Origin of the sequence: Halobacillus halophilus DSM 2266 (assembly GCF_000284515.1) — a bacterium.
GTDB lineage: Bacteria > Bacillota > Bacilli > Bacillales > Halobacillaceae > Halobacillus > Halobacillus halophilus.
This window is the reverse complement of record NC_017668.1, coordinates 3,349,968-3,364,411: the sequence shown is the minus strand read 5'-3', so window position 1 is coordinate 3,364,411 and position 14,444 is coordinate 3,349,968. Positions and strand designations below refer to the sequence as shown.

15 protein-coding genes are annotated in these 14,444 nt (G+C 33.7%); 13 read left to right on the top strand and 2 right to left on the bottom strand.

Annotated elements, in window-relative coordinates; genetic code table 11:
* Nucleotides 1-155 precede the first annotated feature (155 nt).
* The gene (locus HBHAL_RS21600) at nucleotides 156-323 is read right to left on the bottom strand and encodes a hypothetical protein (RefSeq protein ID WP_158512385.1); all 168 of its coding nucleotides are present in this window, start codon (nucleotides 321-323) and stop codon (nucleotides 156-158) included.
* Nucleotides 324-539: 216 nt separating this feature from the next.
* On the opposite strand from HBHAL_RS21600, the gene HBHAL_RS16705 reads away from it, so the two are divergent.
* The gene (locus HBHAL_RS16705) at nucleotides 540-773 is read left to right on the top strand and encodes a hypothetical protein (RefSeq protein ID WP_223254225.1); all 234 of its coding nucleotides are present in this window, start codon (nucleotides 540-542) and stop codon (nucleotides 771-773) included.
* Between the two features lie 153 nt (nucleotides 774-926).
* Nucleotides 927-1,049: a hypothetical protein gene (locus tag HBHAL_RS22000; protein WP_014644664.1), complete on the top strand. Its 123-nt coding sequence runs from the start codon at nucleotides 927-929 to the stop codon at nucleotides 1,047-1,049.
* A 292-nt stretch (nucleotides 1,050-1,341) separates the two neighbouring features.
* Here the strand turns inward: HBHAL_RS22000 and HBHAL_RS16700 are convergent, their stop codons facing one another.
* Entirely contained in the window at nucleotides 1,342-2,319 is a 978-nt protein-coding gene (locus HBHAL_RS16700; protein WP_014644663.1) for a C40 family peptidase, read from the bottom strand.
* A 740-nt stretch (nucleotides 2,320-3,059) separates the two neighbouring features.
* On the opposite strand from HBHAL_RS16700, the gene HBHAL_RS16695 reads away from it, so the two are divergent.
* The 11 genes from HBHAL_RS16695 to HBHAL_RS16645 all read left to right on the top strand — a co-directional run bounded on the left by HBHAL_RS16695 (nucleotide 3,060) and on the right by HBHAL_RS16645 (nucleotide 14,437).
* Nucleotides 3,060-3,818 carry a YveK family protein gene (locus tag HBHAL_RS16695; RefSeq protein WP_014644661.1) on the top strand — a complete coding sequence of 253 codons (759 nt, stop codon included), beginning with the start codon at nucleotides 3,060-3,062 and terminating at the stop codon, nucleotides 3,816-3,818.
* The gene (locus HBHAL_RS16690; RefSeq protein ID WP_014644660.1) at nucleotides 3,808-4,506 is read left to right on the top strand and encodes a CpsD/CapB family tyrosine-protein kinase; all 699 of its coding nucleotides are present in this window, start codon (nucleotides 3,808-3,810) and stop codon (nucleotides 4,504-4,506) included. The genes HBHAL_RS16695 and HBHAL_RS16690 overlap by 11 nt, the downstream gene beginning before the upstream one ends.
* A gap of 193 nt (nucleotides 4,507-4,699) precedes the next feature.
* Nucleotides 4,700-5,467 (top strand): tyrosine-protein phosphatase, encoded by a 768-nt coding sequence (locus HBHAL_RS16685; RefSeq protein ID WP_014644659.1) that lies wholly within the window; start codon nucleotides 4,700-4,702, stop codon nucleotides 5,465-5,467.
* Nucleotides 5,468-5,863: 396 nt separating this feature from the next.
* Nucleotides 5,864-6,532 carry a sugar transferase gene (locus HBHAL_RS16680; protein WP_396253249.1) on the top strand — a complete coding sequence of 223 codons (669 nt, stop codon included), beginning with the start codon at nucleotides 5,864-5,866 and terminating at the stop codon, nucleotides 6,530-6,532.
* 12 nt (nucleotides 6,533-6,544) lie between these two features.
* Entirely contained in the window at nucleotides 6,545-7,462 is a 918-nt protein-coding gene (locus tag HBHAL_RS16675; RefSeq protein ID WP_014644657.1) for an NAD-dependent epimerase/dehydratase family protein, read from the top strand.
* 41 nt (nucleotides 7,463-7,503) lie between these two features.
* Nucleotides 7,504-8,760 (top strand): lipopolysaccharide biosynthesis protein, encoded by a 1,257-nt coding sequence (locus tag HBHAL_RS16670; RefSeq protein ID WP_014644656.1) that lies wholly within the window; start codon nucleotides 7,504-7,506, stop codon nucleotides 8,758-8,760.
* A 226-nt stretch (nucleotides 8,761-8,986) separates the two neighbouring features.
* Nucleotides 8,987-10,087, top strand: coding sequence for a glycosyltransferase (locus HBHAL_RS16665; RefSeq protein WP_014644655.1), 1,101 nt, complete (start codon nucleotides 8,987-8,989; stop codon nucleotides 10,085-10,087).
* Nucleotides 10,088-10,104: 17 nt separating this feature from the next.
* Nucleotides 10,105-11,106, top strand: a complete 1,002-nt coding sequence (locus tag HBHAL_RS16660; RefSeq protein WP_014644654.1) for a sulfotransferase family protein — start codon at nucleotides 10,105-10,107, stop codon at nucleotides 11,104-11,106.
* Nucleotides 11,107-11,130: 24 nt separating this feature from the next.
* Nucleotides 11,131-12,108: a sulfotransferase family protein gene (locus tag HBHAL_RS16655; RefSeq protein WP_014644653.1), complete on the top strand. Its 978-nt coding sequence runs from the start codon at nucleotides 11,131-11,133 to the stop codon at nucleotides 12,106-12,108.
* Nucleotides 12,090-13,106: a hypothetical protein gene (locus HBHAL_RS16650; RefSeq protein ID WP_014644652.1), complete on the top strand. Its 1,017-nt coding sequence runs from the start codon at nucleotides 12,090-12,092 to the stop codon at nucleotides 13,104-13,106. Before HBHAL_RS16655 ends, HBHAL_RS16650 begins: the two co-directional genes overlap by 19 nt.
* 47 nt (nucleotides 13,107-13,153) lie before the next feature.
* Nucleotides 13,154-14,437 carry a nucleotide sugar dehydrogenase gene (locus HBHAL_RS16645; RefSeq protein ID WP_014644651.1) on the top strand — a complete coding sequence of 428 codons (1,284 nt, stop codon included), beginning with the start codon at nucleotides 13,154-13,156 and terminating at the stop codon, nucleotides 14,435-14,437.
* Nucleotides 14,438-14,444 lie beyond the last annotated feature (7 nt).

Below are 14,444 nucleotides of genomic sequence, written 5' to 3'. Positions count from 1 at the left end.
GGATTTGTTCATTTATAAGAGGATTATATGGAAGAATTAGTTTCGAGGTAGTAGTTGAAATTAGGGTAGTAGAGTAAGGTTTCAATTTCTAGCGGCTCTGCAAGAGGCAAATCCTTATTTAATCGAGAGTAATTCTATAAACTCAACACGGAAATTTAACGTTGTTTTATGACGGGTTTTTTCATATAAGATAGTCGCGAGAAGAATAAGATTCTTTTATTTGTATTCAAATTTAAAACCAGGAAATCCCCAAGGGCAATTTGATATATTGATGCCCTGTCGAATAGATCATCGTAACCGATCTCTTTAATTTTAGTAGCCATTATTTTCACTAAGGAAGCTTAACACGCTTTAAATCTATATCCTTTCCAACACTTATCCCCTATTAATCTACAAATCGTTTCATAGATAAGATCATAAAGCAAAACGTATAACCTTAGCTATGGGTGGAACTAAAAAAAATTAGGAAGACGAGCAAATTACTTTTCTTTGCTATATATTTAATAAAATGAAAGGCGGTATTCTAGTTGACTAAAGTGGTGAACATTTTAACAGTATTAATCCTTGGATCAGTTATTGTGGCTCTAATTATGGAGAGAATATTGGGAACTATAACCGTTCCTGACGGATTTTACCTTATTTGCTCATTACTAGTCCTGTTTACAGTAGGATATAGATACTTCTTTGAAGATGATAAGAAAAAATGGGGGATTTCTCTAATGGTTCTTACTGCTGGAGGGTTACTGTTTGCAATCGTTTTTTCATTCATATAAATGCTGTTAAGGTTGATCATTTTACAATTTAGTACATACATTCCATTATATGTTAATAAATGGTAATCTAACTTAAATTTAAGCATGTTCGTATACAATAATTAAGGTCATAATCTGCGCTTTACGGGAGAGTAGCTTTAGGAGGCTAGTTATATGAAGAAAAGAGAAGACGGGCGAGTACCGATTATGAGAACAATACTCTTTTTTGTTGTCATTATGAGCTGGATGATGCTTGATAACCAAATAACGGGTATTATTAATACCTATATTACGTGAAATAACTTTATTACGGGAATCATTTATTCGCTGGGTGCGGGAGTTGTAATATGGATAGCGCTTGTTATTTTAGGGAAGGTGGAGTCACGTCGTAACCGGGAGCAGTCTTAAAATGTTATTTCTGGATCACGGGAGGCCCAGGCAAAGTTGGGAAGGAAGTATAGACGTAACAGCACGCTATATAATAGAAGAAACTAGGTATAACTTTGAGATAAGAGCAAGATAACAGGAGAATATAAAAAAGCCTTTTTTTCCTATTTTCAGGAAAAAAGGCTTTTTTAGGTTTAAAAACTTACAGAGCGCGGTATAGGAATACTGCGAACTCACTACGAGTAGCTTCGTTGTTTACTCGGAATGTTCCATCTTCATAACCCTCTGTAATATCATTCGCACTTAGGGCTTTAATGTGGTCATACGCCCAGTGACTGCTGCTAATATCAGAGAATTGGTTGCTTCCAGAAGAGTTTAAATCAAAAGCTCTAGCGAAGATTGATGCAATTTCCGCACGAGTGATCGATTGGTCAGGTTTGAAGTCACCATTTTCATAGCCTGAGATATAGCCTTCATCAGCAGCGGCTTCAATATAATCAGAAGCCCAGTGAGAAGAAGAAACATCGTCAAAGCTGGAACCGTGACCATTGTCTAAATCAAGCGCGTCGGCAAGCATTTTAGCAGCTTCCGCACGAGTTACATCGTTTTTCGGCTTGAATAGATCGCCGTCATATCCATCAATAATTCCTTGCTTGCTTAGTGAGCTTACTGCATCTGCAGACCAGTGATCGCTATCAAGGTCGTGGTAGCTTCCAGTTGGAAGAGAACTACTGGATACTCCGACATCAGCTACACGCTTCGCGCCGCGGTAGTTACGGTCCCAGTAACCAGTAAGAGAAGCAACTGTTATGTCGTCACTCGGATTTTCAGCAGAAATCATTTTGTTATTTCCTATGTATATCCCAACATGCCATACAGGATTTCCGAAGAATACTAGATCGCCAGGCTGCAAGTTTGAACGACTTACATAATCCCCTTCGCCATACTGTGATCTTGATGTACGAGGTAAGTCAATACCTGCCTTATCATATACATACTGCGTATATCCTGAACAATCAAATCCGTGAGTAGATGTACCGCCCCAAACATAAGGTGCATAGTCATACTTGAATGCTAGATCTACTATTTGGTTCCCAATTCTTGAGCCAGCTAAAGAGTTAGGTACGAACAGTAGAAAAACCATAGAAAATGCGAGTAACGACATAAGTGCTTTCTTCATAAATTTTTAATCCCCCTGAAATTTTTTTCGTCTCTCTTAATCCTTTTCTAATGTATCACAACATTTTCCGCTATGAATTTACAGTTGTGTAACAATTAAATGACAAGGGGTTTGCGAGAGTTAGAAAATGGGTAAAGGGCGCGGGTTTACTGGACTCTAACCTCTATGAAATTTTCGCATTGGTTACAAAAGTGTGGGATTTTTATAGAATTAGTCACTTCACTGACTTACATATTATGGAAATTTATTTCATTTATAACTGGTTTTCTTCTTATGTAAAAGCTGAAATGACTGTAGTAGATAGAGAGAATAAACGCGCAAGTTAGAAATAAATTAAGAATTAATAAAGATAGCAGAGATATCACGAAGATCATCTTCGAATGTGGTGCTTATTTATACCACCGATATTGTATTTCAATACATATAGAGATCGTATTATTTACGACTTCACTTTAATATTGCATGATTACTTATGATCTGTATTACAATAGATACATGATGAAATAATAGATCAAAAGACAGGATATTATTGGAATATAATCCTGTCTTTTGATCTATTTAATGATGGGTGTATTGTGTCGATATAAACTATGTTATGGGTTTTTGTGCATTAGGTCTTCAGACTTTAGTCTGTGATTGTAAACTATTTGAAAAATTAACAAGTGTGCACTCATTCCCATATTTATCTATGATATAATGACTCTATGTTTTGAAATTCGACAATATCTGGAGGTTTAGTAATGGAAGAAACAATATCCCTTAAGGAAATATTTGAGGTTCTGAAAAAACGCTTATTACTTATTATTGGTCTTGCAGCCGGAGCGGCCATTATTAGTACTTTAGTCACCTTCTTTGTATTAACACCGTCTTATGAAGCTTCTTCTCAATTTATCGTCAACCAATCTCAATCGCAGTCGCAAGACAATATTTATGAAGGTAATGAATTACAAACAAATATAGACTTAATAAATACATATAACGTAATTATTAAAAGTCCACGCATCTTAGATCAGGTTGTAGAAGAGTTAGGTTTAGACATGACTTCGGCTACTCTATCAGATAAGATTCAAGTTTCCAACGCTGAACAATCCCAGGTTGTTAACGTTGTGGCAACGGATGAAGACCCACAGCAGGCTGCAGCTATTGCCAATACTACTGTGCAGGTATTTAAAGAAGATATCCCTCAATTAATGAATGTAGATAACGTGAATGTTCTATCTGAAGCAGCCGTTGGTTCAACACCGACTCAAGTAAGTCCTAAACCTTTATTGAACATTGCCATTGCTTTGGTTGTTGGATTAATGGTAGGAGTGGGAATAGCCTTCTTATTGGAGTACTTGGACAATACGCTTAAATCTGAAGAAGATATAGAAAGCCATCTAGACCTTCCAGTTATGGGTGTTGTTTCGACCATCTCGGAAGAAGATCTGCCGGAGCGTCGTCCTACCCGAAAAAAGACCGAAGACACAAAGGTGAGGAGTGAATCTATTGGCGCTTAGCAAGAAGAAAAAAAACCAACAAACGTCAGTCCGTAGTATTATTGCGAACGATAATCCTAAATCACCAATTGCCGAGCAATACCGAACGATCCGTACGAATCTACAATTTGCCTCTGTCGATAAAGAACTAGAAACGATGATTGTTACGTCTGCCGGACCTTCGGAAGGGAAGTCCTTAACCACGGCTAATGTGGCGGTTGTATTTGCCCAGCAAGGGAAGAAAGTATTGCTCGTAGATGCCGATCTTCGGAAACCTACGGTACACTATACTTTCCGTGCTGATAATACTTCTGGATTGAGTAATTATTTAGTAAGGAATCGTTCTCTGAAAGAATTGGCAAAAGAAAGCCGTGTAGAGAATCTGGACCTTCTTCCATCCGGACCGATTCCTCCGAACCCTTCTGAACTTCTTGGTTCAACGATGATGGAGAAGTTAATTGAAGAAGCTAAAGAACATTATGATATGATTATTTTTGATACGCCGCCGGTTTTAGCAGTTGCCGATTCACAGGTGTTGTCTAAGTTTGTAGATGGCGCGTTACTGGTTGTTCGCAGCAAGCAGACCGAACAGGAAGCAGCAGGTAAGGCGAAAGAACAGCTTGAACAATCAAGAGCCAATATTCTTGGTGTCGTGCTGAATGATATGGATGCTAAAGATAGTAATTACTATTATTATTACGGGAACTAGAGAGAGGGACTTTCCTCTCTCTTTTTTTATAATAAATTATTAGAAATATTCAAAAAATGTTGGAATTTGTAATATAAAAAACAAAATGATTCTACTAAAATATCTTCAATTCGAGACCTTAAACTGATATACTCTATACTAGACTTTATAAGACGAATAACCTAAGAATATGACATAGAGAGGAGTCCGGCATATGATCGATATTCATAGTCACATTCTTCCGGGAGTAGACGACGGAGCTCAGAACATGGAAGAAAGTATGGATATGGCTAAAGCAGCTGTAGAGGATGGAATTGATACCATCATTGCGACGCCGCACCATATGAATGGAACCTATAATAATTATAAAAACGATATATTGATTCAAGTAGCTGAATTAAACCGGCAGTTAAGTGAACGAGGAATTGAATTGAAAGTTCTGCCCGGGCAGGAAACAAGGATCCACGGAGAGATGCTGGAAGGTATACAAAGTGAAGAGGTGCTATCACTTAATGTAGACACCAAATTTGTATTCGTGGAGTTTCCACCTGACAGTGTCCCGCGCTACACAAGTAAGTTACTATTTGATTTGCAGGTGGAAGGATACCATCCCATTATTGTTCATCCTGAACGTAATAAGCATATTATGGAACATCCGGACACGCTTTACACGCTGGTCAAAAATGGCGCATTCGTCCAGCTTACAGCTGGAAGTGTATGTGGCCGTTTTGGAAAGAAAATTAAGAAGTTTTCGCATCAATTAATTGGAGCAAACCTAGCTCACCTCATAGCTTCCGATGCTCACAATACGTCAAGTCGTGGTTTCTGTATGACAGAGGCATATAGCGAAGTGAGGAAAGAGTTCGGGCTGGAAATGGTCTATCTTCTTTCGGAGAATGCTGAGGAATTGTTAGAAAACGGGATATTAGCCTCGGATCCACCACAGCATGTTAAAAAGAAAAAGACTTTTGGACTATTTTAAAGATTGAATAACGAGACACCTAACAACTTCTAGTCAATTTATATGGCTGGGGTTGTTGTTTTTTTTTTTAATCATTTATGTAAGCGCATTAGTAAGATTAAGAAGTAAATAAACGACATAATCTATTAATATTGTGTAAAATATTACCTCATTCCCCTTCATTCGGGAATATAAACCTGCTATAATGAACAATGATATAGAATATAGTAAATTAGTTTGGAACTATAAAATATTAACCTAAGTACACTGTCTTATAGCTTGCCAAAATACTTTTAAAAACATAGGGGGTAACTTTATTTATTTTCATGCAAGCTCTTTTTAAGTTGTCCTCAATAATCGCACTATAAATTAATGGAATTAACAGTACTTTTTAATACTTGGGGGAGTTATTTAATGATAATTAAAGAAAAAAGTTCTGCAAATGAGCGAGATTACGTATTGAGAGTGGAGAGGTCCTTCTATGAGAACCATATTAATTACAAAGTTCTAATATACAACCAAATTAAAAGTGTTATAGATGTTTTTATAGCAATTATAGGTTTAGTAGTAACATCTCCTATATTAATTCTGGCAGCAGTTGCAATTAAAATAGAATCAAAAGGTTCAGTTTTTTATTTACAAGAACGAGTGGGGCTGCATGGTAAAATATTCAAGGTAATTAAGCTCAGATCTATGGCTATGGGCGCTGAAAAAAATGGCGCTCAATGGGCGGCTACGGATGATCCAAGAGTTACTAAGGTGGGGAAGGCTTTAAGAAAAACTAGGATAGATGAAATTCCACAATTTATTAATATGTTAAAAGGTGATATGTCTTTAATTGGACCGCGACCTGAAAGACCGGTATTTACTGCTCTATTTAACGAGGAAACTCCTGGTTTTGTGAATAGACTATCAATAAAACCTGGACTTACTGGGTGGGCACAAGTTAACGGAGGGTACGATATAACACCTCCTGAAAAATTAAAATTAGATATAGAATACATAAAAAGTATGAATTTAACACTTGATATTAAAATAATATTGTTAACTATAAAAATCGTTTTTACAGGTAATGGAGCAAGATAAGGAGTGTATATAATGGAAAAAGTTTTAGTAACAGGCGGATGTGGTTTTATAGGTTCTCATATAGTTGAGAATTTACTAGAGGAAGGGTTTAAGGTAGCGATTGTTGATAACCTTCAATCTGGTAAACTTAAAAATATTCCTGATAATGTAGAGTTTTATGAAAAGGACATCACTTCCCCCGATATTGTGGATACAATAGTGAATATAAAACCAAATTATATAATTCATCAAGCAGCACAAGTAAGTGTTTTTGAATCCATATGTGATATAAAGAAAGATAGCGAAATTAACATTCAGGGATCAGTTAATGTGATTAATGCTGCGAAAGAAGCTGATGTAAATAAGATTGTTTTTGCGTCTTCAGCAGCAGTTTACGGGAATCCGGAGTATTTACCAATTGATGTAAACCATTCTACAATTCCACTTTCACCTTATGGATTATCTAAATATACAGTAGAACAATATCTTAGAATCGCAAAAGAGCATTACAATATTGATTATACTGTACTTAGATATAGTAATGTATTCGGACCTAAGCAGGATGCTAGAGGTGAAGGAGGCGTCATCTCTATCTTCGCTGATCGAATAATAAATAAAGCAGATGTTACTATTTTTGGTGACGGAGAGCAAACTAGAGACTTCATTTATGTTAAAGATGTAGCACGAGCGAATGTCAATGCCATAAAAAATGGTCATGGAAAAATATACAATGTTTCGTCTGGTGAAAAAATTAGTATCAATCAGTTGTTCGAGCAAATGATTAGAATTAATAATTCAAATATCAATGTTCGCTATAAAGCTGAGAGGAATGGGGATATTCAGCATAGTCTATTGTCCAATGACATTACAAGAGAAGAATTACAGTGGGAATTAAAGTACACTTTCAACGAAGGTTTACAGGAAACGGTAGATTATTTGAGTACATCGTAGAAAATTAAAAGTTTTCTTTTTGAAGAGATAGGTGCTTTCGTATGAATAGGAAAATAAATGCATTTACAAAAAATCTAGCTATAGTAATGTCGGGCACAATTGTCGCACAAGTTATCAATATATTAATTGCTCCTTTGCTAAGTAGAATATACGCCCCGAGTGCATTTGGGGTATTTGCGGTCTACACTTCTATATTAAGTATATTAGGAGTAGTCGCAGCACTTAGATTTGAATTAGCAATTCTTATACCTAAAAGTAAAAGAGCAGCCACTCAAATATTTTATCTCGCTACTTTATTAGTTGTTATTATGACAATATTCACCTTAATCGTAGTAGCATTATTTCATTACGAAATAGCCGAGTTATTAGGAGGAAAAGAATACATATTTATGATTTGGTGTTTACCAATAAGTGTTTTCGTTCTGGGGCTGTTTAAAACATTGAACCAACTAATTACAAGGTTTAAGGAATTCAAGTCTTTAAGTTACTCTCAAATGAACAGATCTGGTGCTTCAGCTTCTGTGCAAATTTCAAGTGGTTTCTATTTAAGCAATCCAAGCGGGTTAATTGCAGGTCAAATTATAGGACAAACGGTTGCGGTCCTTTATATGATACGTAAGCTAAATCATAAGAAATATCTATCATTAAATATAAATTTAAAAAGAATGCAGGTACTATTTAAGAAGTATAAACAGTTTGCTATGTTTAGTGCTCCTCAAGCCTTGTTAAATTCAATGTCCCAAAATATTTTAGTTCTTCTCCTAGCATTATTCTTTTCCTCGACTATAGTTGGTTACTATGCATTGTGTGAAAGAATACTAAAAATTCCATTAAGAATGATTGGCCAATCATTGAGACAGGTGTTTTATCAGAAAGCAAGTGAAACACATAATAGAAATATAAATACTCAAATTATAACTAAGCGACTCACAATTTATCTTTTTCTAGGCGGAATTATACCAGTGCTAGTTATTATGTTATATGGACCATCGCTTTTTTCACTAACTTTAGGCGGGGAATGGAACCAGGCTGGGACTTATGCACAAATATTAATACCAGCTTTTTTTCTAAACCTTATAAACATTCCTTCCCTTGTAATAATTCCAATAATAAATTTACAAAAGTTCCACATGAATTATGAAATAATATTAACTGTCTTGAGAATAGGAGCAGTATTATTAGGTGGATGGGTAGATAGCATTATCTTATCTTTAAGTTTTTATTCAATTGTTAGTGTGGTAATGAATTTAATTCTAATAATAGTAGTTATACGTTCTGCAGGTAATCCGTCAAGATGAATTGATATAGAAAGTTAACTCTGAATAATATTTCACATATAATAATAGTAAAATCTAAAAAATAAGTTTAATTTATAACTTTATTACATATTGCTTTTCTAATTAATATAGTCTCACTAGATAAAAAAATCTTCTGTGCAACTTTGAAACAAAAGAGACCCTTATTTTTAGGGCAATAGAGGTTAAATATAAAAGCAAACCATCCATTAAACAGGAGGAGTAATTTATGATAGTGAGTTTTTTACTGTCTCATAACCCTAATCCAAGATTTTCCAAAAGAATGAATGAAGCATGTAATCTTTCCAAAGTTAACTTAGTTTATTGGGATAGAAAAGAAAGTAAATCCATTCCATTCACTATAGATCATCGAGTAAATGTAGAAGAAATCAGCGTAAATGCCCCTATACGCAATAACATTAAAAGGATTCTTCCTTACCTTAAGTTCTTACCGAAGGCGTTGAATACCTTGAAAAAACAAAATCCAGATTTAATTCATTGTGGGAAAATAGATATGTTATTTATAGCAGTTATTTATAAGAAAATTATTAATAAGAAAACTTCAATTATATATGAAGTTGGGGATTTACCAAGATTTATTAATACTAAAACCGGTATAAACAAAATATTAACAAAAGCTTACATGTTAGTTGAAAAAATCTTATGTTCGGAAATAAAGAAGCTAGTATTAACATCAGAACATCATTGGCATAGTTATTACAATAAAATAACTAATAGTTCAAAATATATTATTATTCCTAATATACCTGACGATAGATACTTTGAATATTTTAAAGAAAAAAACACCAGTGATTTTACCATAGGGTTTTTTGGGGCATTGCGCTATCCCCATCAGCTTAAAATGCTAGTAGAAGCAACTATTGAGGCAGGGATAAATGTAATTATTGCGGGAACAGGGGGAGAGTTAGAATTTGTGAAAAAGTTAGACAGGAATTTTGAACATGTTGAGTATTTGGGGCCATACGACTATTCAAAAGATATTTCTAACTTATATTCAAAGGTTGACATGGTTTATTCGGTTTACGATTTAAATAGGGAAAATGTTAAAACAGCTCTTCCAAATAAATTATTTGAAGCTATAACATGTGAATTACCAATAATTGTGGCGGAAAATACAGAATTAGGGAATTTTGTAAAGAAACATCACATAGGTTTTACGACACCGTATGACGATACAGAACAACTTAAGCAAAACCTTCTACAACTAAATAATCACTATTTAACTAGTTATAAGAATAATTTAAAAGAAATAAAAAAAGTATATAATTATAGTAAAGTTAAACAAAGTATTTCTGAACTTTATCAATAATAAAAAGGAGTGAAATTGTGAATAATATTTTTTCGAAAGACTTCACGAATAATATTTATTATGCTTATAAAAGAAATAACTGGATGCTTGACCTTTCACGTTTCTACAAGAATTATAAAGATAAGTCAATAAACAGTCCTATTTTTCTATTAGGTGTTCAAGGCGGAGGATTATCGTTAGTTTCAAGAATGTTAAGGCGAAATGATAAAGTAGTATCAGTTACTGGAGATTCGAACTATTGGACTGGAGCAGATGAAATGCAAAATGTTCTTGGCCCAATATTACCTGCTGAATTTACAGGGATTAAACACAAAGTGCCTCCTCACCCAAAAATCGGTAAACCGAGAGGGTGGTTATATGCTATAGATGACCTGATTGATAAGCATCGGCTTACTAATGAGGATGTTAACGAAAATAATAAAGATGAATACTTGAAAATATTAAAATGGATTATCAATAGACAAGGTGATATAAATAAAGTTAGGTTCACTGACAAAAGTCAAATTAATACTGTAAAGGTATCCTTTTTAAATGAGATTTTAAAGGGATATGATCCTAAATTCGTATTAATAACAAGAGACCCATATGCCCTGTGTTTTAGATCTGCTCAAGGAAAAGCTTACAGTCTAAAGCGCCTTCAGAATAAATTCTCTTTCCATGAAATTTTAGATTTAGCTGCCCAGCACTGGGCTAATTCTATTAAAGCTGCATTAGAGGACGGGAAGTATATGGATAATTTTTGCATTTTTAAGTTTGAGGATATATTGAGTTCCCCTGAAGAAAAAGTAAAAGAAATTTGTGAATTCGCGAAATTAGAATACACCGATGATATGGTGCCACAGCCAGAGCATGAGATTCCTTTTGGCTCAAAAAGAAGGAAGAGATGGTATCCATTAAAACCATCCTTGAACAATCGTTACTTAAATGAAATTAGTGAAAAAGAGATAGAAATAATTGGTAGACACTGTGAGGAGTACGCTTCAATATTAGGATATAGTAAACCAATTCCTAAGAATTAATCTCAGTGAAAAGGAGATGAAAAATTGGAAGTTAATATAAATAAACCTATATTTATTATTGGGGTTGGAAGATCAGGCACTACTTTACTTCAAAGTATCTTAAGTTCACATAAAAACGTAACATTCACACCGGAAACACATTTTTTTAGGTTCTATTTGGGAAGTGAAAAAAAATATTTTCATCTTAACAGAAAAAGTAAAACTAAAGTTATAGAAGAACTAAAAGAAGATAAGTATTTTAGGAGATTAGGCAACCTTTCAGATAATATACTTGCTGAATATAAATCTTCAGAAGACATGAGTTTAATAGATATCTATAAAAAGGTGCTAGAAGAATACGCTATATCAGAAGGTAAATCGTATGTGGGTGATAAAGATCCTAAAAACATTGAGTTGCTACATTTAATAAAACAACATTTTCCTGAAGCTTTAATTATTAACATGACAAGAGATCCCAGAGATGTAATAGCTTCACGAATGAAAGCTGATTGGTCTAAAAGTAGAAGTGTCTATTCACATTTATTTGCATATAAAGCCCAATCTATTATGTCAGCTAGATATGGAAAAAAATTATTTAATAGTAATTTTTTTAATTTAAAATATGAAAATCTTTTGAAAGATCCTAAAAAATACATTGAACCAATTTGCAAAAAATTAGGTGTTGAATATGATCCATCTATGCTTAACTTTCAAAGTACTGCAGAGAAACTTGTAAGTAGTGAAGAGATGCAATGGAAAAAAGAAAGTACAGGTCCTCTTCTAAAAGACAATGTTGGGAAGTGGCAAGGGACTATTGAAAATTATAAATTAGCTTTAATAGAAGAAGTATTAAAGAAAACTTTTAAAACTAATAATTATATACCTAGCCAATCTATTCGAAGATTAAGCTTAATTCAACGTGTAAGTATTACGGTTTTAAACGTATCATACTTAATACTTACTACCATATATATCAACAATAAATTAAGAAGCGTGAAAAAATTATGCAAATTACAAGGTTAAAAGGATTAAAACCATTACTCGTAAAAGATGATGTGCTTTGGGTAAGTAAGGGATACAAAGTACTTAAAACAGGAGATGGGTGTAAAACCTTTGAAAAAGTAGGAACTTATAAATTATCGCTTATTGATAAATTTAAAAATATAAACCGTTTAAGTAGAAGGCTATTTAGAATGGGATTTCATAACTTGCAAGTACTTCCTGATAATTCATACATAGGATTAATCAAAGGGAGAATCTTGAAATGTAACAACAATAGTAATAAATTTAAAACTGTATTCAAAATTCCAAGAGGTAGTAGACCCTTGAACATCTGCAGTTTTCCTAATGGGAATTTGTTCTTTGGAGAGTACTTTAGTAATCAAAATAGAAGTGAAGTTCATATTTATGGCTCCTTTGATTATGGAGAAACATGGAGAAAAGTTTACACTTTTCCTGAAAATTCAATACGCCATGTGCATGGAATTTATTATGATCCACATAGGAAAGGTGCTTGGGTATTAACTGGCGATATTAAAGAAGAATGTCAAATATTATTTACTGATGATGAGTTTGAAAGTTTAAATACTGTTTTAAAAGGAAGCCAGATGGTTAGAGCAGTATCAATAATCCCCATGAAAGAAAAGGTTATTATTCCTACTGACACACCTTTGGAAAAGAATTTTATTCAAGTATTTTATCCTGACACAATGAGGTTAAATGCTGTACATCAAATAGAAGGTAGTGCTTTCTATTGTAGTCAATTTGACAGTTCTTTGGTGGTGTCTACTGTAGTTGAGCCTAGTGAGGTTAATAAGAGCAAGTACGCAAAAATCTACATAAGTAAAGATGGGGAAGAATGGAGAGAGCTTTATTCTAGACATAAGGATTGCTGGCACTTAAAATATTTCCAGTATAGCGCTCTAATGCTACCTCAAGCTATTAACAGGAACTCAATACTCTATGCTTATGGCCAGGGAATTAGAAGAGATGATGGTTGTTTATTAATATTTAATAAATAAAGTTACTGCTTTGCAATTAATAATTTGGAAATGAGAGTGATTAAATTATGGATAAGAAACTATGTGTGATTGGATTAGGTTATATAGGACTGCCTACCGCTGCAGTTTTTGCTAATTATGGTTGGAATGTACAAGGTGTGGATGTGAACGATAGAGTTATAGAAACCCTCAATAAAGGTGAGGTACACATAGAAGAATTTGGACTAGCTACTCTAGTCAAAGAGGTTGTTTCCAAGGGGTATTTAACTGCAGACAATAAACCTTCTGAGGCTTCGGTTTTTATTATTGCAGTTCCTACCCCTCACAATGAAAATTTAACTGCAAATTTATCATATTTGATTTCAGCAACAGAATCTTTACTTCCATACTTAAAGAAAGACGACACCATTATTATTGAATCAACTATTCCACCTAGAACAATTGATGATGTAGTAGGTCCAATAATTTCTAATAATGGGTGGAGTATTGGAGAGGATGTCTTTTTAGCTCACTGTCCAGAAAGAGTTTTACCAGGTAATATCCTAAAAGAATTAATCAATAATAATAGAATAATTGGCGGGTTTGATTCATTGTCCGCTCATAAAGCAGCTGAAGTCTATAAAACTTTTGTCAAAGGTGAGGTTATAGAAACAGTAGCATTGAGTGCTGAGATGGCAAAGTTAATGGAAAATACATTTAGAGATGTAAATATTTCACTAGCAAATGAGTTAGCTAAAATATCGGAAAAACTTAATGTGAACACATTGGATGTAATTGAATTAGCTAACTTACACCCTAGAGTTAATCTACACACCCCTGGTCCAGGAGTAGGCGGACATTGCTTAGCGGTAGACCCTTACTTTATAATTGAAAAAGCTCACAATGAAGCAAAGTTGATTTCCACAGCTAGAGAAATCAATAATTCAATGCCAATGTATATAGTCGAACAGATTGATAAGTTATATCAAGGAAAAGGTCATATAGGTATACTCGGTATAACTTATAAAGGAAATGTAGATGATATAAGAGAGAGTCCTGCCTTGAAAATAATAAACGAGTTATTAGATAAAGGTTATGAAGTAAAGATTCATGATCCATATGTAAAAGATGAAAGCACTATATTTAAATTATCTAGTTTTGAAGAGGTTATTGAGGGATCAGAATGTTTATTAGTTTTAAGTGACCATAATGAATTTATAAAAATAGATGAAGAAAAATTTATAAATAAAGCTTCAAAACCAGTTATATTTGACACTAAAAATTGCATGAAAATAACTAATAATGATATAAAGTATATCAATTATAATAATTTATATCTCGTAAATGAGGTTCAGTCTAATTTTGTATATTAGAAGATTA

Coding starts and splice junctions, on each gene's coding strand:
- HBHAL_RS21600 (WP_158512385.1), bottom strand. CDS start 323: ATGGCTACTAAAATTAAAGAGATCGGTTACGATGATCTATTCGACAGG.
- HBHAL_RS22000 (WP_014644664.1), top strand. CDS start 927: ATGAAGAAAAGAGAAGACGGGCGAGTACCGATTATGAGAACAATACTC.
- HBHAL_RS16700 (WP_014644663.1), bottom strand. CDS start 2,319: ATGAAGAAAGCACTTATGTCGTTACTCGCATTTTCTATGGTTTTTCTA.
- HBHAL_RS16695 (WP_014644661.1), top strand. CDS start 3,060: ATGGAAGAAACAATATCCCTTAAGGAAATATTTGAGGTTCTGAAAAAA.
- HBHAL_RS16685 (WP_014644659.1), top strand. CDS start 4,700: ATGATCGATATTCATAGTCACATTCTTCCGGGAGTAGACGACGGAGCT.
- HBHAL_RS16675 (WP_014644657.1), top strand. CDS start 6,545: ATGGAAAAAGTTTTAGTAACAGGCGGATGTGGTTTTATAGGTTCTCAT.
- HBHAL_RS16670 (WP_014644656.1), top strand. CDS start 7,504: ATGAATAGGAAAATAAATGCATTTACAAAAAATCTAGCTATAGTAATG.
- HBHAL_RS16665 (WP_014644655.1), top strand. CDS start 8,987: ATGATAGTGAGTTTTTTACTGTCTCATAACCCTAATCCAAGATTTTCC.
- HBHAL_RS16650 (WP_014644652.1), top strand. CDS start 12,090: ATGCAAATTACAAGGTTAAAAGGATTAAAACCATTACTCGTAAAAGAT.
- HBHAL_RS16645 (WP_014644651.1), top strand. CDS start 13,154: ATGGATAAGAAACTATGTGTGATTGGATTAGGTTATATAGGACTGCCT.